This window comes from Spinactinospora alkalitolerans (assembly GCF_013408795.1).
GTDB classification, from domain to species: Bacteria; Actinomycetota; Actinomycetes; order Streptosporangiales; family Streptosporangiaceae; genus Spinactinospora; species Spinactinospora alkalitolerans.
This window is the reverse complement of sequence record NZ_JACCCC010000001.1, coordinates 4,826,413-4,847,061: the sequence shown is the minus strand read 5'-3', so window position 1 is coordinate 4,847,061 and position 20,649 is coordinate 4,826,413. Positions and strand designations below refer to the sequence as shown.

Annotated in this window: 15 protein-coding genes; 6 read left to right on the top strand and 9 right to left on the bottom strand. The window is 72.4% G+C overall.

The annotated features are described in order from the left end of the window. Nucleotides 1-139: 139 nt before the first annotated feature. From HDA32_RS21515 to HDA32_RS21485, 7 genes are all read right to left on the bottom strand, one after another. The gene (locus HDA32_RS21515; protein ID WP_179644931.1) at nucleotides 140-850 is read right to left on the bottom strand and encodes a GAF and ANTAR domain-containing protein; all 711 of its coding nucleotides are present in this window, start codon (nucleotides 848-850) and stop codon (nucleotides 140-142) included. A gap of 1,274 nt (nucleotides 851-2,124) precedes the next feature. After that, a complete protein-coding gene (locus HDA32_RS21510; protein ID WP_179644930.1) occupies nucleotides 2,125-3,021 on the bottom strand; it encodes a mycofactocin-associated electron transfer flavoprotein beta subunit in 897 nt (298 codons plus the stop codon). A gap of 34 nt (nucleotides 3,022-3,055) precedes the next feature. Next, nucleotides 3,056-3,448 carry a ferredoxin family protein gene (locus HDA32_RS21505; protein ID WP_218882543.1) on the bottom strand — a complete coding sequence of 131 codons (393 nt, stop codon included), beginning with the start codon at nucleotides 3,446-3,448 and terminating at the stop codon, nucleotides 3,056-3,058. Beyond that, complete coding sequence (locus HDA32_RS31520) at nucleotides 3,448-4,746, bottom strand: FAD-dependent oxidoreductase (protein ID WP_312863276.1); 1,299 nt, start codon at nucleotides 4,744-4,746, stop codon at nucleotides 3,448-3,450. The genes HDA32_RS21505 and HDA32_RS31520 overlap by 1 nt, the downstream gene beginning before the upstream one ends. Then, nucleotides 4,733-5,818 (bottom strand): FAD-binding protein, encoded by a 1,086-nt coding sequence (locus tag HDA32_RS21495; RefSeq protein ID WP_312863275.1) that lies wholly within the window; start codon nucleotides 5,816-5,818, stop codon nucleotides 4,733-4,735. Before HDA32_RS21495 ends, HDA32_RS31520 begins: the two co-directional genes overlap by 14 nt. Nucleotides 5,819-5,958: 140 nt before the next feature. Continuing rightward, a complete protein-coding gene (locus tag HDA32_RS21490) occupies nucleotides 5,959-7,956 on the bottom strand; it encodes a mycofactocin system FadH/OYE family oxidoreductase 2 (RefSeq protein ID WP_179644928.1) in 1,998 nt (665 codons plus the stop codon). Between the two features lie 202 nt (nucleotides 7,957-8,158). Continuing rightward, on the bottom strand, nucleotides 8,159-10,147 hold the full coding sequence (locus tag HDA32_RS21485; protein WP_179644927.1) for a mycofactocin system FadH/OYE family oxidoreductase 1: 1,989 nt from the start codon (nucleotides 10,145-10,147) through the stop codon (nucleotides 8,159-8,161). Nucleotides 10,148-10,837: 690 nt separating this feature from the next. On the opposite strand from HDA32_RS21485, the gene HDA32_RS21480 reads away from it, so the two are divergent. Then, on the top strand, nucleotides 10,838-11,104 hold the full coding sequence (locus HDA32_RS21480) for a transposase (RefSeq protein WP_179644926.1): 267 nt from the start codon (nucleotides 10,838-10,840) through the stop codon (nucleotides 11,102-11,104). A 689-nt stretch (nucleotides 11,105-11,793) separates the two neighbouring features. Here the strand turns inward: HDA32_RS21480 and HDA32_RS21475 are convergent. Together HDA32_RS21475 and HDA32_RS21470 are read right to left on the bottom strand one after the other, a co-directional pair. Beyond that, nucleotides 11,794-12,231: an SAM-dependent methyltransferase gene (locus HDA32_RS21475; protein ID WP_179644925.1), complete on the bottom strand. Its 438-nt coding sequence runs from the start codon at nucleotides 12,229-12,231 to the stop codon at nucleotides 11,794-11,796. 57 nt (nucleotides 12,232-12,288) lie between these two features. Next, nucleotides 12,289-12,873, bottom strand: a complete 585-nt coding sequence (locus tag HDA32_RS21470) for a TetR/AcrR family transcriptional regulator (RefSeq protein WP_179644924.1) — start codon at nucleotides 12,871-12,873, stop codon at nucleotides 12,289-12,291. 204 nt (nucleotides 12,874-13,077) lie between these two features. Between HDA32_RS21470 and HDA32_RS21465 the strand changes: the two genes are divergently transcribed. The 5 genes from HDA32_RS21465 to HDA32_RS21445 all read left to right on the top strand — a co-directional run bounded on the left by HDA32_RS21465 (nucleotide 13,078) and on the right by HDA32_RS21445 (nucleotide 20,616). Then, complete coding sequence (locus HDA32_RS21465; RefSeq protein WP_179644923.1) at nucleotides 13,078-14,565, top strand: aldehyde dehydrogenase family protein; 1,488 nt, start codon at nucleotides 13,078-13,080, stop codon at nucleotides 14,563-14,565. A gap of 50 nt (nucleotides 14,566-14,615) precedes the next feature. Beyond that, a complete protein-coding gene (locus HDA32_RS21460) occupies nucleotides 14,616-16,049 on the top strand; it encodes an aspartate aminotransferase family protein (protein ID WP_179644922.1) in 1,434 nt (477 codons plus the stop codon). Further along, nucleotides 16,046-17,440 carry an APC family permease gene (locus HDA32_RS21455; RefSeq protein ID WP_218882542.1) on the top strand — a complete coding sequence of 465 codons (1,395 nt, stop codon included), beginning with the start codon at nucleotides 16,046-16,048 and terminating at the stop codon, nucleotides 17,438-17,440. The genes HDA32_RS21460 and HDA32_RS21455 overlap by 4 nt, the downstream gene beginning before the upstream one ends. Nucleotides 17,441-17,590: 150 nt before the next feature. Beyond that, nucleotides 17,591-18,982, top strand: a complete 1,392-nt coding sequence (locus tag HDA32_RS21450) for a purine-cytosine permease family protein (RefSeq protein WP_179644921.1) — start codon at nucleotides 17,591-17,593, stop codon at nucleotides 18,980-18,982. Further along, on the top strand, nucleotides 18,979-20,616 hold the full coding sequence (locus HDA32_RS21445; RefSeq protein WP_179644920.1) for an amidohydrolase: 1,638 nt from the start codon (nucleotides 18,979-18,981) through the stop codon (nucleotides 20,614-20,616). The genes HDA32_RS21450 and HDA32_RS21445 overlap by 4 nt, the downstream gene beginning before the upstream one ends. The last annotated feature ends 33 nt before the right edge of the window (nucleotides 20,617-20,649 follow it).

The following is a 20,649-nucleotide window of genomic DNA, read 5'->3' as shown; positions in this document are numbered from 1 at the left end:
ATCGCCGCCGCGCCGGGCGGAAACCGGACAGTACCGTGGGGACAGCCCCCCGGATTCGACTCCAAGAGACCGGTGGGACAGCGTGGGGGACCGGACCGCGGCCGGCCCCCCACGTGCCCTTCGGACCCGGCGCGGCGCCTCACAGGTCGTCCCGGGTCAGACGGCCCGGATCGACACCGGTGTGGGCGACCCGGCCCGCGATGTCGCGGAGCTTGATGTTGAGGTTCTGCGACGCCTGCGACAGCATCTCAAAACTCTGCCGGGCACTGATGCGGTGCCGCTCCATCAGCACCCCCATGGCCTCCCCGATGGTCTGGCGGCTGGAGATGGCCGAACGCAGCGCGCTCTCCAACCGGATCGAGGCCAGCGCGATGCCGGCGTGCGCGGCGTAGATGACCGCGACCTCGCGCGAAGCCGCATCGAAGGCCTTCGTACCGGCGGCGTACAGGTTGAGCGAACCCAAAGTGCCGCGCGAAGTCGACAACTGGCACGACAGGACACTGCCGATGCCCAGATCACCGGCGCGCGCGGCAAACCGCGGCCACCGCGGATCCGAAACGAGATCGTCGACCTGCACAACGATCACCTCCTCCCGCGCCGCCTGCACGCACGGCCCCTCACCGAGCTCGTACTGGATCCGGTCGCAGTCGATGACCACGGAAGCAGTGCAGGCCGGGGTGTCGAGCCGCTTGCCCGGCCCCAGGATCGACACCCCCGCGTACTCGCATCCCGGAACGGTCGCGGCCGCCAGCCGCACCGTCTGCTCCAGGGTCTTGTCCAAAGCCTCCTGCGCGGCGAGCTCGCGCGCCATCTCGGCGAACAAGCGCGCCATCTGCGTATCCGGTTCCATCTGTCCTCCCCGAAGGCCCTCACCCGTCCACAGCGGGCCACACCGGAACCGGTCCCGCCCCACCGGCCGCTGGCGTCCGTGGAACTCATCTTCCCCCGCCCGGGACTCCTGCGTAACGACAAACGCACGCCTGTTTTCCGGCGCGTGCACGGCACCGCCGCCGAGCACCGCCCAGCACGGGGAATCAGCCACCGCCACACCCCGCGACCCCGCCGCGGCGAGCCGCGCCGCCACCACCGGAAGCGGACACCGGGACCTCGGTGCGCGGACCGCCGCGGCCGGCGTGGGCGCGCCCTCCTCCCCGGCGGCCGGACACGCGCCGGACAGAGGACCCGACGCCGACGGATCAGCCCAGGTCTTGGCCGGGACGGTGAAACATGACGGCCAGTGCGCCCGCTCCCCGCCGCCGTCGGCCGGACCGGGGAGACGAAGGCGCCGTCGGGCTGCGGATCGGCGCTGATGACGCCGGCGGTTCCCAGCGTGAAGGCGCAGACGGAACCCTCGCTCGCATCGGGGACACACGCGCCGGGCTCATAAAAGTGCCGTGGTACGGGACCGAGCATGATCAACCTGCATCTGTTCGGGGGCGTCCGTGATCACCGACGCATCGGCACGGAACAGGGGGAACCGCGCCGCCGGACGTTCTGGGACGGCGTCGCATCGCTGGGCGCGTGATCCGGACCGTCGGCACGGCACGCGGACCGGTGGCGGAACCGAGGCGACCCCGCCGAATCGGCGGGAACCGCCCCCGGCCGGCCTTCCACAGCGAGGCGGAGAACCGGTCGGCGCGCCTCACCGGCGGAGCGGGTCGGACTCCGCGATGCCGCGGCTTCCGCTTCCCTCACAACGGAGGCCGCGACGGCGATCAGGCGGAAACCGCGCATCCGCCCGGGGGAAGGCGCTGGGGCACCCACTCTGTATCGGATCACCGGCGCACGAGAGCGCATCGACTCACCACTCGTGTGCCTGCCGTCCCCCTGACCACAGAACCGGATTTGAACCGCTTTGCCGCTGAAATCGTGCCAACGACAACGGCAACACCAGGTCAGCCGCTACTGAGACGCGCAAAAGTCGCGCCAGGCCCGCGGCCGGGCCTGCCCGCGCAGACCCTCGCCGCCCTTGCCGCTGCTTTTGGCTTCAGGCCACCCGCCGCCCGGCCGGCAGCAAGGCCGCACAGCAGACCGTGGCCGCCGGAGCACCCGACCCCACCCAACCAATGAAAACCTCGGTAGAACCCAAAGCCGAGAACAGCGGTGAAAACGCCCCGCGCCCGATCACCCCGCCCCGGCCCCGCGCGGCAGAAGACCGATCTCCCGCAGATAATCCAGCAGCTCATCGGCGGCCCGCTCCGGATCGGCGGTCACGACCCGCGGCGCGGTCCGCCCGCCCGGCGCACCGGCCAGCGCCAGCGCGCGCCGCCGCGCGTCCTCCGACGGATCCGGACGCGGCAGCGCACGAGGCCGCGGACGGAACGGGCCCGGCCGGTGCGGGAACCCGGAGAAACCATCGCGCGGAGCCGGCGCCAACGCGGTCTCCACCACCGACGAACGCGCCCCCAGCAGACCCTCCAGCGAAGCCCGCCGCACCACGGCGACCCCCGCCTCCACCGAGACCACCGCGGGCACCGCGACCCGCAACCGCTCCCGCCCACCCCCGTCCAGCCGGCGCACCCCGCGCAACTCCCCGCGGCCCCGCGACTCCGCGGTCTCCAACGACACCAGCCCCAGCGCCTGCGCCGCCCCCAACTCCTCGGCCAGGAACGCCGGAACCGAACCGCTGCCCCGATCCGGACTCGCCGCGCCGCACACCACCAGCCCGGCCGGCGCAGGCCCCTCAGACCCCACCACCGAAGCCAGCGCCGCGGCGACCGTCGAACTCGACGCCGAACCGTGCGGACCCGCCGTGGGCAGCTCCACCCGGACCGCGCGCACGGCCCCCAGCGTCAACGCCTCCCGCAGAACCCCCTCGGCCTCCGGCGGCCCCACACTGACCACCACCACCTCCTGGCCCCACGCCGACCCGATGCGCAGCGCCGTCTCCACGGCGGCCCAATCAGCGGCGGAGACCCCCAGCGTGTGCCGGTCCCACCGGTGCCCGCCGCGCACCGTGCCCGAGAGCGGATCGATCTCGGGACGCAGATCGACCAGCTTGATCGCAACGGCCACGGTCATGAGGAACCTCCCAGCGGGCGCGGCGCCCACACGATCACGACCACCGCATCACCACGCCGTGACCGCCCCGCGGATAGGACCAGGTGATGGCCCCCTCGCCGTCACAGACGAGATAGCAGACGCCGCACTCGAAGCAGTGCTCGTAGTTGAACAGGATGCCGCCGTCGGAGGTCGGCACGAACAGATCCGCGGGACAGGCGGTCACGCACGCCTTGGTCGTGCAACTCCGGCAGACATCGGTGTCCACCACGATGTGCGGCTCGTCCGCGACCCGGAACTCCACCGCCGCCATGCGCTCGGCAAAGGCGTACTCCGGCCACTCCGGCGGCTCCGCGGCCGCACGCGACTCCGCGGCCGGCGCACCGGGCCGCCGACCATCGGACCGCGCGCGCCGGCGCCGCCGCAGACGCTCCAGCATCGTCGCCATCAAAACCTCCTCAAGATCTGCCACCCGTCCCGAGCCAGGTCGCGCAACTTCACCCCGTGCGCGGCCGCGGTCTCCCTGAGCACCGCGGCGACCCCCTTCTTCGGACGCGGATTCGTCACCGTGAACAACCGCTCCGCCGCATCGCAAACCAACTGCGGATAACGCCGCTGCACCCGCTCCGACAGCACCAGGCCCGGCACGTCCCTGAACCTCTCGTGGTCGGAAAGCACGAAATCGGACTCCAACCGCCTGCGGTAGCCGGCCAGCCCCGCCTCCGACACGTCCCCTCTGCGCACCGCGCGCGCCGCGACCTCGCCCGCCGCCATGCCCGACCCGATCGCGAAGTTCACCCCCTCCAGCCACAGCCCCGCGGCCAGGCACATCCCCGCCGCATCCCCGCACACCAGCAGCCCCGGGCCCGCCAACTCCGGCATCGCCGCATAACCCCCCTCGGGGATCAGATGCGCGGAGTACTCCTTGAGCTCGGCGCCGCGCAGGTACGGCGCGATCGACGGATGCGCCTTGACACCCGCGATCAACTCCTCCGGCCGGATCTTCGCCTCGGCCAGAGCGGTCGTCGACACCACCACGCCCACCGCGACCGTGTCGACATTGGTGTGCAGGAACCCGCCGCCGGGGATGCCCCGCGTGCACCCCAGCATCTCGATGTCGAGCCCTTCCAGCCCGGTCAGCCCGAACCGCTTGTCGATCTCCTCCCGGGGCAGCGCCAGCACCTCCTTGGCGCCGAGCGAGAAGTTCTCGGCGCTGAAACCCGGGTACAACCCGGCCTCCCTCGCCAGGAACGAGTTCACCCCGTCGCAGGCCACCACCACGCCCGCCTCGACCTCACCGCCGTCGCGGTCGGTCAGCACACCCCGCACCGTGCCGTCAGGGGCGCGCAGCAGCCCGGTGACCGTCGTCGAGCACACCAGCCGCGCCCCGGCCCGCTCCGCCTCACCGGCGAACCAGGAATCGAACTCCGATCGGTAGGCCGTCGCCCCGTTGTAGGGCGGCTGCGACCAGGCATCCGTGCGGTACTCGACGCTGAGCGACTGGGAACCGGTCATGACCATCGTGGAGCGGCGCGCCACCCACCGCTGCACCGGCGCCCGCTCCCACCAGTCGGGGACCAGATCGTCCAGCACCCGGCCGTGGATGACACCGCCGTACATGTTCTTCGCGCCCGGGAACGGCCCGCGCTCGACGAGCAGCACCGACGCCCCGGAACGCGCCGCGGTGATCGCCGCGGCCGACCCCGCCGGCCCGGCGCCCACCACGACCACGTCAAAGCGAGTCACCCGCGTCCCCTCCCTCGAAGCGCGCATCCACCGCGGCCGGATCGACCCCCAGCCGCCGCGCGAGCGCGGCCAGCAGCCCCGGCGCGTCGGTGACCAGGCCGAGGTCGGCCGCGGCCATCATCGGGCAGCTCGGATCCAGGTTCACCGCCACCACGTGCGCCGGATCGCCCGTGCCCGACAGGTGCTGGACCGCCCCGGAAACCCCGATCGCCATGTACAGAACAGGGCTCACCATAGTCCCGGCGGTGCCGATCTGCCGCTCGAACGGGACAAGACCGGCATCGGTCACCACGCGCGTGGCACCCGTGGACGCCGCCAACGCGGTGGCGACCTCGGACAGCAGGGCGAAGGCCGCGGCCCCGCCGTCCTCGCCGCCCATCAGCCCGGCGCCCCCGGCGACGATCCGCCCGGCCTCCGAAAGATCCATCGTGGCGGGATCGGGCGCCATCACAGCGATCGTCTCGGCGTCGTGCGCCCCCGCATCGTCGGTCTCGGCGGTGATCAGCCCAACCCGCCCAACCGCCCCCGTCCCCGAGGGCGCCCCGGGGGTAGGGGGAGAACCAACCCCCCCACTCCCAAGAATCGGCGACCGGGAACCCGCGGCGCCAACCAGGTTTCCGGGCTGTGGACGAACCCCGCGGCCACCGGCCCCTCCACGCGCGGCCCCGCCGCCGGCGCCCGGCCGCACCGTCACCACGGCCGGTCCCGTCAACCCGACCCGGATGCTGCGGCGATCGCCGTCGCGGGGCAGCACCGCGAACCCCGGCCCCACCTCCACGGCCCCGGCCAACAACGGACGGCCCAGCCGCGCCGCCAGCCGGGGCGCGAGATCACGGCCGTCGGGACAGGCCGGCAGCAGCACCGCGTCGAAACCGGCGCACACCTCGGCGAGCACCCGCGCCCACGCACCCGCCCGGAAGCCCGGGGTCTCCCACGCCAGCACCCGCGGCGCGCCCGCGGTCAGCCCGGCCGCCGCCGCGGCCGCGCCGTCGCCGACCAGAATCACGGCGTCACCGGCCTCGGCGGCGACCTCCAGACCGCCCGCCGGAAGCCGACCCTCGCGCACCGGCACAACCGCGGCCATCCCCGAGGACGCCTCGGGGGTAGGGGGAGAGTCAACCCCCCCACTCCCAAGAATCGGAGATCCGGCCGGACCCCCGCCACTCGGATCATCCGGCTGTGGACAACCCGCCCCGGCGTCCTCCGCCTCACTCACAGCGCCGCTCCGATCCGGTCGCCCTCGATCACCGCGGCGTGCGCCCGCCTCGGCGCGACGCAGTCGCCCGCCCTGCGCACCGCGATCCCCGGCTCCCCCTTGAACTCCCGGTACAGGCCGTCCACCGGCGCCTGCGGCACCGCGCACACCACCCAGTCCACGGTGCGCGGCACCGGGGTCCCGGTCGGGTGGTGCAGCAGCGCCACCTCGAGCCGTCCCGGCTCCGCCCCGGAGGCCGCCACCCCCATCACGCCGTGGTCGCAGGTCTCCACGATCACCTTCGCGGCGGCGCGCACGCACCAGTTCTCCAGGTCCAGCGTCAGACCGAGGTCCCGGCCCACCACCATGTCCGGCGTGACGACCTCGACCGCGCAGCCGCGGTCGGCCAGCAGTTCCGCGACGCTCGTGGCCTGGTGGAAACCGAGTTCGTCCACGACCAGCACCGACCCCGACGGCCGCGCCACGCCCGCCACCACGTCACGCACGTCGACCACCCGCGCGTGCTCGCCCGCCCACCACGGCCGGTCGGGCCGCGCACCCGTGGCCACCACCAGCACCTCGGGCGCCTCCCGACGCACCAGCGACGCGCCGACCGGTGCTCCGTAGTCGATCCGCACCCCGTACCTGCGGCACTCGGCGAGCTGGTTGCGCACCAGGCCGCCCAACTCCGCGCGGCCGGGCGCGGCCGCGGCCAGCCGCACCTGGCCCCCGGCCGCGTCCTCCGCCTCCAGCACCCGCACCCTGTGCCCGGCCCGCGCCGCCGCGATCGCCGCCTGCAACCCCGCAGGGCCGGCGCCGGCCACCAGCACGTCGCGGCCGCGCCGACCCGGCGTCGGCAGCGCCACGGGCCGGCCGGCCTCCGGCGATGCGGCCCCGCGCCCGGTCCGCGGGTTCTCGACGCACCCCAGCCAGCGGTTCAGCCCCACCCGGCCGACGCACTCCTGATTGCACGACAGGCAGGTGCGGATGGCCTCGGGCGAACCGGCGCGCGCCTTCGCGGCGAAGTCGGGGTCCGCGACCTGGCCGCGCACCACCCCCACGAGGTCGCAGTGGCCGTCGCCGAGCGCCCGGTCGGCCTGCATCGGATCCGTGAACCGGCCGACCCCCACCACCGGCAGGTCGACCGCCCGGCGCATCGCGTTGGCGATGAACAGCGCGTACCCCGGCGGGACGTGCATGGACGCCTCGACCATGTACAGCGTCGACGTGGCGACCCCGATCGAGGTGTTGATGTAGTCGACCTTGCCCGTGGCCTCCACCATGCGCGCCACCTCGACGGCCTCGTCCAGGGTGGTGCCCTCGTCGACGAGCTCGTCGCCGCACAGCCGCACCCCCAGCACGCGGGAGGGGCCGATGCTGCGCCGCACCTCGCTGATCAGCTCCAGCAGCAGCCGCGCCCGGTTGGCCGGTGACCCGCCGTAGCGGTCGCCGCGGCGGTTGGTGGCGGGGGAGAGGAACCCCCGGACGATGGAGGAGTGCGAGCACTGCAGTTCCACGCCGTCGAAACCGCCGTCGGCGCAGTGCCCCGCGACCAGCCCGTAGCCGTCGATGATCTCGGAGATCTCGTGCCGCTCCACGGCCTTGGGCACCTCGCGGAACAGCGGATCGGCCACCGGGGAGGGGGCCCACACCGGCAGCCGGGAGTACATCGAGGACGCCTGCCCGCCGTTGTGGTTGATCTGCGCCAGGATCGGCACGCCCTCGCGGTGCACCGCCTCGGTGATGGCGCGGTAGCCGGGCAGCACCTCCGGCCGGAAGCCGTGGATGAGCTTCTCGTAGGGCTGGTCGGTGGGGTGGGTGGAATGCTCCTCGGTGATGATCAGCCCGGCGCCGCCGCGCGCCCGCGCCGCGTAGTAGGCGGCGTGCCGGATGCCGGGCAGGCCGTCCTCGGCGTAGTTGGTGAGGTGCGCGCTGAACACCACGCGGTTGGTCACCGTGATCGGCCCCACCCGCAGCGGCGTGAACAGGTGCGAATACCGCCCGCCGGCGCTCATCGGCGGCCTCCGCGCACGACCGGCAGCGCCCCTATCCCCGGGGGCGCCCCCAGGGGTGGGGGAGAGACGAGGTCCCCACTCACAATCCTTCCAGCCCGCACGCCTCGGCCTCCAGAAGAATTCCCGGCCTGTGGACGGCCCGGCACGAGCCGGGGTGCCGCCGGGGCGGGGCGAAGCGGAGAAGGGCGGCTGATCGGGACGGTCATTGATAGACCTCCTCGATGGCGAGGGCGGCGCGGCGACCTTCCAGGACGGCCTCGTGAACGGTGCGCGGAGCCACCGTGTCACCGGCGCGGCTCAGCCCCAGGCGCGCGCCGCGCCACAGGCCCTCGCAGGGGAGCCGGAAACCGCAGTCGATGAGCACCCCGGCCGCGACCTCGCGGCGCTCGCCGGTGAACGCGTGCTCCACTTCGACCGCGCCCGCGGCCGCCGCACGCAGCCGGGAGCGCTTCAGCACGGCCACGCCCGCCCCGGCCAGCCGTGTGGCGGCCGGGGCGAGATCGCCGGTGCGCGCGAGCTGCGTCCCCGCGACGTGGTCGGGCGTGATGAGCGTGACCTCGCGGCCCGCGGCGGCCAGCGACTCGGCGACGCTCACCGCGACGGGCCCGCCCACCGGGTCGTGCACCGCCACCGGGCCGTCGGGCAGCCGGATGCGCCCCTCCTGCCCGCTCAGCTCCAGCACCTCCGCCGCGTCGTGCACGCTGACGCCGGTGCCGACACGGAACTCGCGCCCGCCCGCAACGCTGCCCGTGCACACCACGACCGAGCCGCCGGTGGCCAGCCGCGCGTCGATGTCGGAGGCGCTCGCCCGGTACCCCGTCTCGACGGTGACGCCGAGCCGCTCGCACTCGGCCTCCAGCCAGTCGGCGAGCAGCGCCAACCGCTCCCGGCCCGCCCCTGCCGCCGCCACCCGCAGCATGCCGCCGGTCCGCTCCCGCCGCTCTACGACCCGGACCCGGTGCCCGGCCGCCGCGGCGACCCGCGCGGTCTCCAACCCGGCCGGTCCGCCGCCGATCACCAGCACCTCCACCGGGTGCCCGGCTGCGGGGCCACCGGCGCCGGCGAGCGCGCCGGGGTCGGGGTCGTCCTCGGTCTCGTGCCCGCTGCGGGGGTCGCCGATGCAGGAGACGATCGGGTTGCGCGGATCGCGGACCTGGCAGGTCTGGTTGCACAGCACGCACGGCCGCACCCGCTCGGCGACGCCCGCCGCGAGCTTGGCGCCGAGCTCGGCGTCGGCGATCTGGGCCCTGGTCATCTCCACAAGCTGGGCCGTCCCCTCGGCCACCAGCTCCTCGGCCATGGCCGGGTCGACGATCGAGCCCTGCGCGCACACCGCCACCGGTTCCGCCAGCCCGCCGCGCACGAGCCGGGTGAGGCCGTTGTTGAAACCCGGCGGCGTGTGGCCGTCGGGGCGGGTGGCGCCCGCGGAGTGGATCGATCCGCGCACCACGGCCACGTAGTCCAGCGCCCCCGCATCGGCGAGCTCGGCCGCCAGGGGAACCGCCGCCTCCGGGGTGATGCCCGCCCAAGGAGCGAGTTCATCGCAGGACAGCCGCAGCCCGAGCACCGCGCCCTCGCCCACCGCCGCGCGGACGGCGCCGAGCACCTCGCGTGCGAAGCGGGACCGCCCCTCGCCGCCGTAGCCGTCGCCGCGCCGGTTGGTCAGCCCCGAGAGGAACTGCCGGAGCAGGCTCGACTGCCCGGCGTTGACCTCCACGCCGTCCACGCCCGCGCGCACCGCGATCCGCGCCGCCGTCGCGAACGCCGTCACGATCTCGGCGATCTCGTCGGCGTCCATCTCCATGGGCACCTCGCGGCTCACCGCATCGGGCACCCGGGAGGGCGCCCACAGCGGCGCCTGGCTGTAGGCGCTGCTGCCCTGCTGGCCGGTGTGGCCCAGCCCGGCGAGGACGAGCGCCCCCTCGGCGTGGCAGGTGTCGGCGACCTCGGCCCAGCCCCCGGCGCAGTCGGCGGCCAGCGGGGCGCGCTCATAGGGGTGGTCCTCGGCGTGTACCGAGGCGGTCTCGGTGACGATGACGCCGGCCCCGCCGGCGGCGCGGCGCCGGTAGTAGGCGGTGTGCCGTTCGGACAGGCCGCGCCGGCGCCCGAGATTGGTCTCGTGCGGCCCGAACACCAACCGGTTGGGCGCCGTGGCCCCGCAGGCGAACCGCAGCGGAGACAGGAGCTGCATCAGGAGGAGGGGTCCCTTCTTCTCGCGTGCGCGATGGCCATTGACGCCGGGGATGACGCCGCGATGCCCATGATGTCGGGTCTCCGGTCGGTTCGGGGCCCACTCTGCCATACCCGTACCAAGCGGATGCTTGTTGCCCTGGCGGGTGCGGGGCGTTGCGCGGCGGAGGGTCCGCGAACGGGCCGCGACGCCGGTTCCATGATCAGGACGATCGGCGACGGCGGCGGGATTACCGAGAGTGCCCACCACGGGAGGCGACACGGCCGAGAGACCGGAGAGGAGCCCTGGTACTCCGGTTGTCGATCCGGTCTGCCTCGGACCGAGAGTGACGGAGGCTTCCATTCCCGGGAAGGATGAGAGTCATGGCAGCACCGAGGAAGTACCCCGATGCCACGTGGTTAGCGTGGCGGTGCGGCTGTCAAGGGGGAGGATTCAGGGCAACCGTCGTTGAGGAGATCGGGGCCCTGGTGGAGCGGGGAAGCCGACCAAGGTCTTCCTGCCCGAGAGGTCTCGTTGTCCGAACAGTGCGCCATCACCACGCTCGCCTGCCCCGGCCACCTGCATCCTCGCACCGGACCGGGCCGCTCCTGACCAACAGGAACCTCAGCCGGCAGCGGACTTGCCGGCTGCACCGCGCTAACCACGTGGCATTGGAAGCACCCCGAGAAGCTGCGCGAGCGCGCGGCACGAATGGCCGTCGATGCCCGCAAGGACCCTGCCACGCGGGCCGGCGCCTACCGGCGCGTGGCCGAGCAGCTCGGTATCCACCCCGAGGCGCTGCGGACCTGGGTCAAACGCGCCGAGACCGATGAGAGCCTGCGCCCGGGGACCACGAGCGACGAGGCGGCGCGCATCGCCGAACCGGAGCGGGAGAACCGCGAGCTCAAGCGGGCCGACGCGATCCTGAAACCGGCCTCGGCCTTCTTCGCCGCGGAGCTGGCCCGCCCACATCGGTGAAGGCCGACTTCGTCGACCGGCACAAACAGGAGTTCGGCGTCCAGCCGATCTGCACGGCGAGCTCGGCCACGTCCCACCCGCCGAGTACGGGGCCCTGCACGCGCCGAGCACGGCATCGGAGCTGCCCCTGAAAACCCGGGACACACCAGGCTCTGCACCAAACCCAGGGCTTGGCAGTTGGTACGCCCGGCATGGGCAGTTGCTTGGAGGTGGAAGTCCTCTAGGGAAAGTGGCTGTTCTCATCCGGGGAGGTCTGCCTGGGTGCCGGTTGTGCTGAGTATGTCGCCGCACCGACGGTCGGTCTCGCGAGGGGTCGGCTGACCGGGCAGAAGTCAGCAGAGGCCATAGTGCTGGCCGGGAGGTCGGGAAGGGCTGAACGTCGAGTGGAGCAGAAGGACGGGACTTGCTCGGTCGGGTTGTAAGGACCGCTGTAATCCGGTCTGAGAGCCGGTCCACCGTGGGGCGGCGAGGGTGCATTCCCTCAGAGTCCTTCGCTGGTGCGTAGGCGGCCACGGCGCAGTCTCGAAGAGCCGGTTCCATCGGCCTGGGCCGTGATGGCCGGGCTGGTCGCCGCCTGAGACGGCTGGACGAACCGCCGGATGCGGGCCCGCATGTCCGGTGGTGTGGGAGGCGGGTCGGGCGACCCGCCCCGCCTACCCGATTGCTTCCGAGTACTCGGGGCCGAGGAGTCAGGGCCGGGCCGGGACGTCCACCTCGCGCAGGGGGTCGCCTCCGTCGACGAACAGGCGGCCTCCGGGGGCGAGGGCGTGGCTGAGCCGCTCGAGGGCGAGTGCGCCGGCCCGGGGGTGGCGGCCGTCGAACGCCCCCACCCGGACGGCGAAGGCGATGTCGTAGAGCTCCTCGCCCGCGGCGAGCGTGAGCCGTTCGGCCGGGCACTGGCGGGCGGTGAGCCGACCGGCGTCGATCAGGTCCGCGGCCGCCCTGGTGAGCCGGCTGATGGCCTTGGCGGAGCGGTCGACCGCGAGCACGTGGCCGTTGGGGCCGACCCGTTCGGTCACCTCGCGCGCGGCCGCGCCCGGGCCGCAGCCGATCTCGATCACGCGCAGACCCAGGCGCAGGGGCAGGGCGTCGACGATCGCCCTCAACCGTGGAGACAGGGCAGCCATGCGGCCATCGTAGGCCTCGGCCTTCGTGGGCCCCCGTCGGCCTGCTCGGTGGAGCGGCTATCGACGCAAGGTCTCGATGTGCGCGGCGACCAGCTGCAGGGTGCCCTGACGGAACTCCTCGTCCAGCATGGACGTGACGTGAAGTCCCATCATCAGCGCGATGAGCTGGTCGGCGATGAGGGACGGGGCCGCCGGACGGATCTCGCCGTCGGCGGTCGCCGCCTCGAGGTAATCGACGATCTGCTGCTTCCATGAGGCCAGCGCCGTCCGGCCGATGGAACGCAGCGCCTCCTCGTGCTGAGCCCGCTGCCAGAAGGAGAGCGCGACCCGCGCCTCGATCCGGGTCAGCGGATCGGCGGGGACGATCTCGCCGCACATGAGCTCCAGCGCCTCCAGTCCGGTCCGGCCGGCGGTGACTTCCGCGATGCGCTCATCGGTGCGGTCACAGACCAGTTGGTACGCGGCGGCGAGCAGCTGGTCCTTGGATCCGAAGTAGTGGTTGAGCGCTCCTGGGGCCGCATACGAGGCGGCCTTCGCGATGTCGCGGACGCTGACGTTGTCGATCCCCTGCTCGGCGATCAGCTCCCAAGTGGCCTCGATGATCTCCCTCCGCCGTGCCTGGTGGTCAACCAGCTTGGGCATCGATCGCTCCTCCCTGGGCGCCCCTCGGGGCTCGCGCACGGGCCCGCTGGCCGCAGTCACCGTATCCCATTCGACTACACCGAACCCCCCATTCGCATTTTCGAAGGTCCAACCGGCGGTCTTTGATGGTACAACTGTTCAATAAAAATGATGCTGTGACTCAGGTCACTACACACCGTCATCAGTGCAGTGAAGGGACCACCCATGAGCGGAACCGACCAGCCCCGGGCCGACTGGCATCGCCGGGCGGCCGCCCTTGCCATGGACGGGAGGGCGCACATCGGCGGAAGGCGTCGCGACACCGAGAGTGGGCGGCGGGAACCGGTCGTCAGCCCCGCGAACGGCGGTCGGATCGCCGAGCTGAGCATCTGCGCCGCCGTCGACGTCGACCGCGCCGTCGCTGCCGCCCGCCGTGCCCAACCGGCCTGGGCGGCCCTGCCCGGCCAGGAGCGCAAGGAGGTGCTGCTTCGACTCGCCGACTCCCTGGAACAGCACTCCGAGGAGCTGGCACTGCTGGAGACGCTCGACATCGGCAAGCCGATCGGCCAGACCACGACCGTGGACCTTCCCGGTACCGTCGCGACCTTCCGCTTCTACGCCGAGGCCGCTGACAAGCGTGCCGGCGAACTGCCCAGCACCCCGCCAGGGGCGACGGCCATGGTCACCCGCGAGCCGCTGGGCGTGGTCGCAGCCATCGTTCCGTGGAACTACCCGCTGGAGATCGCCTCCTGGAAGGTGGCGCCGGCGCTGGCGGCCGGCAACACGGTCGTGCTCAAGCCCGCCGAGCAGTCCTCGCTCACCGCCCTGCGCCTGGCCGACCTGGCCGCCGAGGCCGGCCTCCCGGACGGGGCGCTCAACGTGGTCACGGGCGGTGCCGAGACCGGGGCCGCGCTCTCCGCCCACATGGACGTGGACGTGCTCGCCTTCACCGGCTCCACCGAAGTCGCCCGCGAACTGCTCGTCACCGCGGGACGCTCCAACCTCAAACGGCTCGCGCTGGAGGCCGGCGGGAAGAGCGCCAACCTGGTCTTCGCCGACGCCGACCTCGCGGCGGCCGCGGAGATGGCCGCAGCCGGCGCGTTCTACAACCAGGGGCAGGTGTGCTCGGCCAACTCACGGATCCTGGTGCAGCGGCCTGTACTGGAGGAGTTCACCGCGGCGCTGGTCAAGGCCGCGGCAGCGTACCGGCCGGTGGACCCGCTCAGCGGCGCGGCGGGCAACGGAGCCCTGATCAGCACCGCGCACACCGACTCCGTGCAGGAGTGGATCCGACGGGGCGAGGCCGACGGCGAACTGCTGGACGGCGGGCGCCGGGTGGAGATCACCGGGTCGGACGCCTACCTCGAACCGGCGGTCGTCACCGGCCTGGACGCCGCCCACCCGCTGCACACCGAAGAGGTCTTCGGGCCGGTGGCCGTCGTCCACCCCTTCGACACCGAGGACGAGGCCGTGCGTCTGGCCAACGCCACCCGCTACGGCCTGGCCGCCTCGCTGTGGACCGACGACTTCCGCCGCGCCCAGCGGACGGCCGCGCGGCTCGTCGCCGGAACCGTATCCGTCAACACGGTGGACGCCCTCTCGGTCACCACCCCGTTCGGCGGCTTCAAGCAGTCCGGGTTCGGCCGCGACCTCTCCCTGCACGCCCTTGACAACTACACCGCCTTGAAGACGACCTGGCTGCAGTGGGGTTGAGCGCGCACCGCACGTCCATGACCGAAACCGCGCCCATCGGAAGGAACACCATGCCCGTAGAGACGACCGTGACCGCCACCGACCCGACAGCGGAGGGCACCCGCACCGGCTCCATCGAAGAGCTGGCAAAGCGCCACCTGGTCATGAACTTCACTCCGGCGGCGAAATACCGTACGGACTCCCTGCCGGTCTTCGTCCGCGGCGAGGGCTGCCACGTCTACGACGAATCCGGGAAGCGCTACTTCGACGGGCTGGCCGGGTTGTTCTGCACCCAGCTGGGCTACTCGCACGGTGCCGAGGTCGGCGAGGCCGTCGCCCAGCAGATGCGCGCTCTCCCGTTCCAGACCACCTGGAGCGCAGCGCACCCGCCGGCGGCCAGGCTCGCCGCCGAACTGGCCGAGCTGGCCCCCGGCAACCTGAACCGGGTGTTCTTCACCTCCAGCGGTTCGGAGTCCAACGAGGCCGCCATCAAGCTGGCCCGGCAGTACCAGATCAGCCGCGGCGAGCACACCCGCCGGAAGTTCATCGCCCGCCGGGTCGCTTACCACGGCACCAGCTTCGGCGCCATGTCCCTCAACGGGATGGTGCAGGTGCGCAAGATGTTCGAGCCGCTGATGTCCGGTGTCCGGCACGTGTCCAACACCAAGCGGTACCGGCGCCCGGTCCAGGAGACCGAGGCCGAGTTCACCGCCTTCCTGCTGGCCGAGCTCGAGTCGCTGATCCTGCAGGAGGGCGCGGACACCGTCGCCGCGGTCATTCTGGAGCCGCTGCAGAACGCCGGCGGCAGCCTCACCCCGCCCGCCGGCTATCTCCAGGGTGTGCGCGAGCTCTGCGACCGGCACGGCATCCTGCTGATCGCCGACGAGGTGATCACCGGTTTCGGCAGGCTCGGCTCGTGGTTCGGTTCGGCCCACTACGGCTTCCGGCCCGACATCATCACCTTCGCCAAGGGCATCGCCTCGGCCTACGTGCCGCTGGGCGGCCTGATCGCCGACGACCGGATCATCGAGACCGTGCTGGACAGCCCGGCCGGCATGTACAACCACGCGCTCACCTACGGCGGACACCCGGTGGCCTGCGCCGCGGCGCAGGCCAACCTGGAGATCATGCGCCGGCTGGACGTGCCGGGCAATGTCAGGGCCACCAGCGCGACGTTCGCCGCCGAGCTCGAACGGCTCCGCGACAACCCGGTGGTGGGCGACGTCCGCGGCGACGGCTACCACCGCACCCTGGAGCTGGTCACCGACAAGGCCGCCAGGTCCTGGACCTCGGAGCGGCTGCCCGCAGCCGAGTTCGTCGACCGGCACCTGGCCCCGGCCGCCGCCGAGGCCGGGGTGCTGTGCCGGCTCGCCATCGACGCCGAGGGCAACCCGCTGCTGCAGCTCTCCCCGCCGCTGGTCGCGGACGCCGCCGCCATCGGCGAGCTGGTCGGGCTGGTCGAGCAGACCCTGGACCGGGCCGTCGCCTCGGGCGGACTCCGGTGAGCGGACACGAAGCCCCCGCCGAGGCGCCCCCGTCCGCGGCGGCGCGGGCGGGGGCACCCCCGCCCGGCGGGCGCGGACTCAAGCGCGTGCTCGGGCTGCCCTCGCTGTTCTTCTTCGGCCTGGCCTACATGGTCCCCCTGGCGGCCTTCACCACCTACGGGATCGTGACCGACATGACCCGGGGGCACCTGCCCACCGCGTTCCTGGTCACTCTGGCGGCGATGACGTTCACCGCGCTGGGCTACGCGAACATGGTGCGCGCCTACCCGGTGGCCGGCTCCGCCTACACCTACACCCAGCAGGCCTTCGGCCCCGCCACGGGCTTCCTCACCGGCTGGGCGCTGCTGCTGGACTACATCTTCCTGCCCACGATCAGCTACATCGTCATCGGTCTCTACCTGGGGATCGCGATCCCCTCAGTGTCCGGATGGATCTGGGTGCTGCTGGCGATCGCCCTCGTCACCGGGCTGAACGTCCTCGGCATCAAGCTGGTGACCGGCATGAACATGGTGCTGGTGGGCGCGCAGGGCGTGTTCGTCACGGTGTTCCTGGCGATGAGCTACCTGACCGTGTCCGGGCGCTCGACGCCGGCGGACCTGCTCGCTCCGTTCCACAGCGCGGACTTCTCGCTCACCGCCCTCATCGGCGGATCGGCCATCCTCTGCCTGTCGTTCCTGGGGTTCGACGCCATCTCCACGCTCTCCGAGGAGGCCCGGGAGCCGCAGAGGACGATCCCCAGGGCGATCATCCTGTGCACGCTCTTCTGCGGGCTGCTGTTCGTCCTCATGTCCTGGGCAGGCCACCTGGTCTACCCCGACTGGCAGACCTTCACCGATCCCGACTCGGCCTCGGTCGAGGTGATGGCCCGCGCCGGCGGCGGCTTCCTGGCGGCGTTCTTCACCGCCGCCTACGTCGCGGCCTGTTTCGCCTCGGCCATGGCGGCGCAGAGCGCGGTGTCGCGGATCCTGTTCTCCATGGGGCGCGACGGCGCGCTGCCCAGGCGGGTCTTCGGCGCCGTCCACCCCAAGTACCGGACCCCGCACCTGGCCACCCTGGCGGTGGGCGCGGTGTCGCTGGTGGCCTGCGTCATGTCGCTGGACCTGGCCGCCGCGCTGGTCAGCTTCGGCGCGCTGATCGCCTTCACCTTCGTCAACCTGAGCGTCATCAAGCACTACGCGATCGGCCTGGACAGGCGGCGGGGCACGGACTTCCTGCGCTACGTGCTCACCCCGGGCATCGGCGTGGCGCTGACCCTGTGGCTGTGGACGTCGCTGTCCTGGCTGACCTTCGTCATCGGGCTGAGCTGGGTGGCCCTCGGCTTCTTGCTGCTGCTCCGGCTCACCCGCGGTTTCACCCGGCCGGCGCCCACCATGGGCGACCGCGGAGCCTGACCGGCGCCCGCCGGGGCGGCTCGGCCTCGGCGGGGCATCCCCTCGGCGCACGCTCCACGCAGGCGCCCCTGACTCCCTCGATCGCCCGATCCCGAAGGGGAACGACCCGTGCCCGCACACCAGAGCCCCGCCTCCCGGGGCCAGAGACTCGTGAGATTCGAGACCCGTCATATCAGGCCCATCCCGCCGGACGAGAGGCACGGCACGGCCCGGGGCCTGTTCTTCGTCTGGCTGGGCATCAACATGCTCCCGCTGACGATCGTCACCGGCGCCGTGGGCACCAGCGTGCTCGGGCTGCCGTTCGGCTGGGCGGTCGCCGCGATCGTGGCCGGCAACCTCGTCGGCGGGCTCGGCGCGGCCCTGCACGCGGCCCAGGGGCCGCGCCTGGGGATACCGCAGATGTTGCAGGCCAGGGCGCAGTTCGGCTACCACGGCGGAAGCATCCTGGCACTGATCGCCCTGCTGATGTTCCTGGGGTTCTTCGCCTCCAACCTCGTGGTCGCCGCGCAGAGCTTCGCCGAGGTGGTCCCGGGCCTCTCGACCGACGCGGGGATCGCCGTCTGCACCGCGATCGCCCTCTTCGTCGCGGTCTTCGGCTACGACCTGGTCCGCAAGCTCATGGCGATCGTCTCGATCGTCCTCGGCGCGGTGCTGATCGCAGCCCTGGTCCTGGCGCTGGGCAACCCCGCCGCCTTCGCCGTCCACCGGGAACTCGCCCTCACCCCTGCGGGCTTCTGCGCGATGGTGGCGATCGGCGCCGTGTGGCAGCTCGCCTACGCCCCCTACGTCTCCGACTACTCCCGCTACCTCCCGGATAAGACCGGCGCGCGCCCGGCCTTCTGGGCCACCTACTCGGGGCTGGTACTGGGGACCGTACTGGTCATGGTGCTGGGCGCCTTGGTGGGGCTGACCACCGAGGAGGGCAACGCCATGGGGGCGCTCGGGGCACTCCTGGGCGGGTTCGGCGCCGTGACGCTGGCCGCCTTCGGTGTGGCATCGGCGGTGATGAACTCGTCCAACATCTACTCGGGGGTGATGTGCTCACTGACCGTGCTGGAGGCGGCGTTCAGCAGAGCCCGCGTCACCACCGGCACGCGTGTCGGCATGACCGCGGTGTACGCCCTCCTCGCCATGGCGATGGCGCTCTTCGGCCAGCACGACTTCCTCGTCGTCTTCAAGGACTTCGTGGCCGTACTGCTCTACGTCCTCGTCCCCTGGTCTGCCATCAACCTCGTGGACTACTTCGTGCTGCGAAAGGGCCACTACGCCGTCTCGGACATGTTCGCCCGCGACGGCGGCAGATACGGCCGATGGGACCCCGTCGGCCTGTCCTGCTACGCGGTGGGATTGGCCGTCCAGGTCCCGTTCATGATCACCAGCGTGTTCACCGGTCCCCTCGCCGAACCGATGGGCGGTGTCGACATCGCCTGGATCGTCGGCTTCGCGAGTTCGGCCGGCCTGTACGCGCTGGGGAAGCGGGGGGAGCGGAACCGCCTCCCCCATGACACAGTCGAGTGCGACGTCCAGGAGCAGTCTTCATGACACACGCTGAAACACTGATCACCGGGGCGCAGCTGTGGACGCCCACCCCGCTGGCCCACCCCGCCGACATCGCGATCCGCTCCGGCCGCGTCATGGCGGTCGGAGCGGCGGGAGAGCTGTCCGGCCTGGTGGACCGGCGAACAACGCAGATCGACGCGTGCGGGGCCGCAGTCCTTCCGGGGTTCCACGACGCCCACGTCCATCCGCTCGCCGGCGGGGTCGCGCTGCTGGGCTGCGACCTGTCAGACGTCCACTCGCTGGACGGGTACCGTCGGCGGATAGCCGAGTACGCAGCACGGAGCGACGAGCCGTGCATCGCGGGCTCCGGTTGGTTCGGCGACGCCTTCACCGGCGGCCTGCCCGACCGGCACCTGCTCGACGCGCTCGTCCCGGACCGGCCGGCGGTGTTCTCCAGCCATGACGCGCACGGCGTCTGGGTGAACTCCCGCGCGCTCGCGCTCGCCGGCATCGACCGCGACTCGCCCGATCCCCCCGCCGGAAGGATCGTCCGCGACGCCCGTGGCGAGCCCACCGGTGTGCTGTTGGACAGCGCCGCGGAACCGGTGGCGGCGCTGCTGCCGGAGCACAGTCCACAGAAGCTGGTCAGAGCCATGCGGGCGGCCCAGACGCACCTGCTCTCGCTGGGCATCACCTCCTGGCATGACGCGATCGTCGGAGAGTACCTGACACTCCCGGACTGCCTGCCGACCTACCTGCGGGAGACGGCCACGGGTTCTCTGCGCGCCCGAGTCACCGGTTCGCTGTGGTGGCGCCCTGACTGGGAGGCCGGTGACCTGCCGGAACTCCTGGAGACCAGGGCCCACGCCCGCGCCGCGGGAGTGGCGCTGGACAGCGTGAAGATCATGCAGGACGGGATCTGCGAGAACCACACAGCCGCGATGAACGACCCCTACGTAGGCTCCGGCGTCCAGGACAGCGGAGAGTCCGTGATCGAACCGGGCGCGCTCAACGAGATCGTCGCCGCGATCGACGCGCAGGGTATGAGCGTTCACTTCCACGGGGTGGGAGACCGCGCGGTACGGGAGTGCCTCGACGCGGTGGCCGCAGCGCGTCGGCGCAACGGCCCCGGGCGGCGCCACCAGATCGCCCACCTGGACGTCGTGGACCCCGCCGACGTGCCCCGGTTCGCGGAGCTGGGAGTCATGGCGAACATCCAGCCGCTGTGGGCGCGTGCCGACCGCGAGATCATCGAGCGCAAACTTCCGCTGCTCGGACCGGAACGAGCCCGACGACATTTCCCGTTCGGCTCACTCGCCGACGCCGATGCCGCGCTGGCGATGGGCAGCGACTGGCCGGTGACCAGCGCCGATCCGCTCTGGGGCCTGCACACTGCCTGCACCCGCACCGCCCCATCGGCCGATCCGCACGCGGACAATCCCGAGTCGCGTGTCCCGATGCTGCCCGAAGAACGGCTCCCGGTGGACGTGGCCGTGCGCGCCTACACGCTGGGCTCGGCAGAGGCCTCCGGTACCGACGGGGAGGTGGGGCGACTGGCTGAGGGGCACTGCGCCGACCTGGTCGTGCTCTCCGGCCCGATCGAAGGGCCGGACTCCTTCGACCGGTTGCGGGTCGTGCGGACCATGGTGGGCGGCGAGGTGGTGCACCCGGTCTAGGGGATCCGGTCGGGAGGCAACCGGGAAACGTCC

Coding starts and splice junctions, on each gene's coding strand:
- HDA32_RS21515 (WP_179644931.1), bottom strand. CDS start 850: ATGGAACCGGATACGCAGATGGCGCGCTTGTTCGCCGAGATGGCGCGC.
- HDA32_RS21510 (WP_179644930.1), bottom strand. CDS start 3,021: ATGACCGTGGCCGTTGCGATCAAGCTGGTCGATCTGCGTCCCGAGATC.
- HDA32_RS21505 (WP_218882543.1), bottom strand. CDS start 3,448: ATGGCGACGATGCTGGAGCGTCTGCGGCGGCGCCGGCGCGCGCGGTCC.
- HDA32_RS21490 (WP_179644928.1), bottom strand. CDS start 7,956: ATGAGCGCCGGCGGGCGGTATTCGCACCTGTTCACGCCGCTGCGGGTG.
- HDA32_RS21485 (WP_179644927.1), bottom strand. CDS start 10,147: ATGCAGCTCCTGTCTCCGCTGCGGTTCGCCTGCGGGGCCACGGCGCCC.
- HDA32_RS21480 (WP_179644926.1), top strand. CDS start 10,838: ATGGCCGTCGATGCCCGCAAGGACCCTGCCACGCGGGCCGGCGCCTAC.
- HDA32_RS21475 (WP_179644925.1), bottom strand. CDS start 12,231: ATGGCTGCCCTGTCTCCACGGTTGAGGGCGATCGTCGACGCCCTGCCC.
- HDA32_RS21470 (WP_179644924.1), bottom strand. CDS start 12,873: ATGCCCAAGCTGGTTGACCACCAGGCACGGCGGAGGGAGATCATCGAG.
- HDA32_RS21465 (WP_179644923.1), top strand. CDS start 13,078: ATGAGCGGAACCGACCAGCCCCGGGCCGACTGGCATCGCCGGGCGGCC.
- HDA32_RS21460 (WP_179644922.1), top strand. CDS start 14,616: ATGCCCGTAGAGACGACCGTGACCGCCACCGACCCGACAGCGGAGGGC.
- HDA32_RS21445 (WP_179644920.1), top strand. CDS start 18,979: ATGACACACGCTGAAACACTGATCACCGGGGCGCAGCTGTGGACGCCC.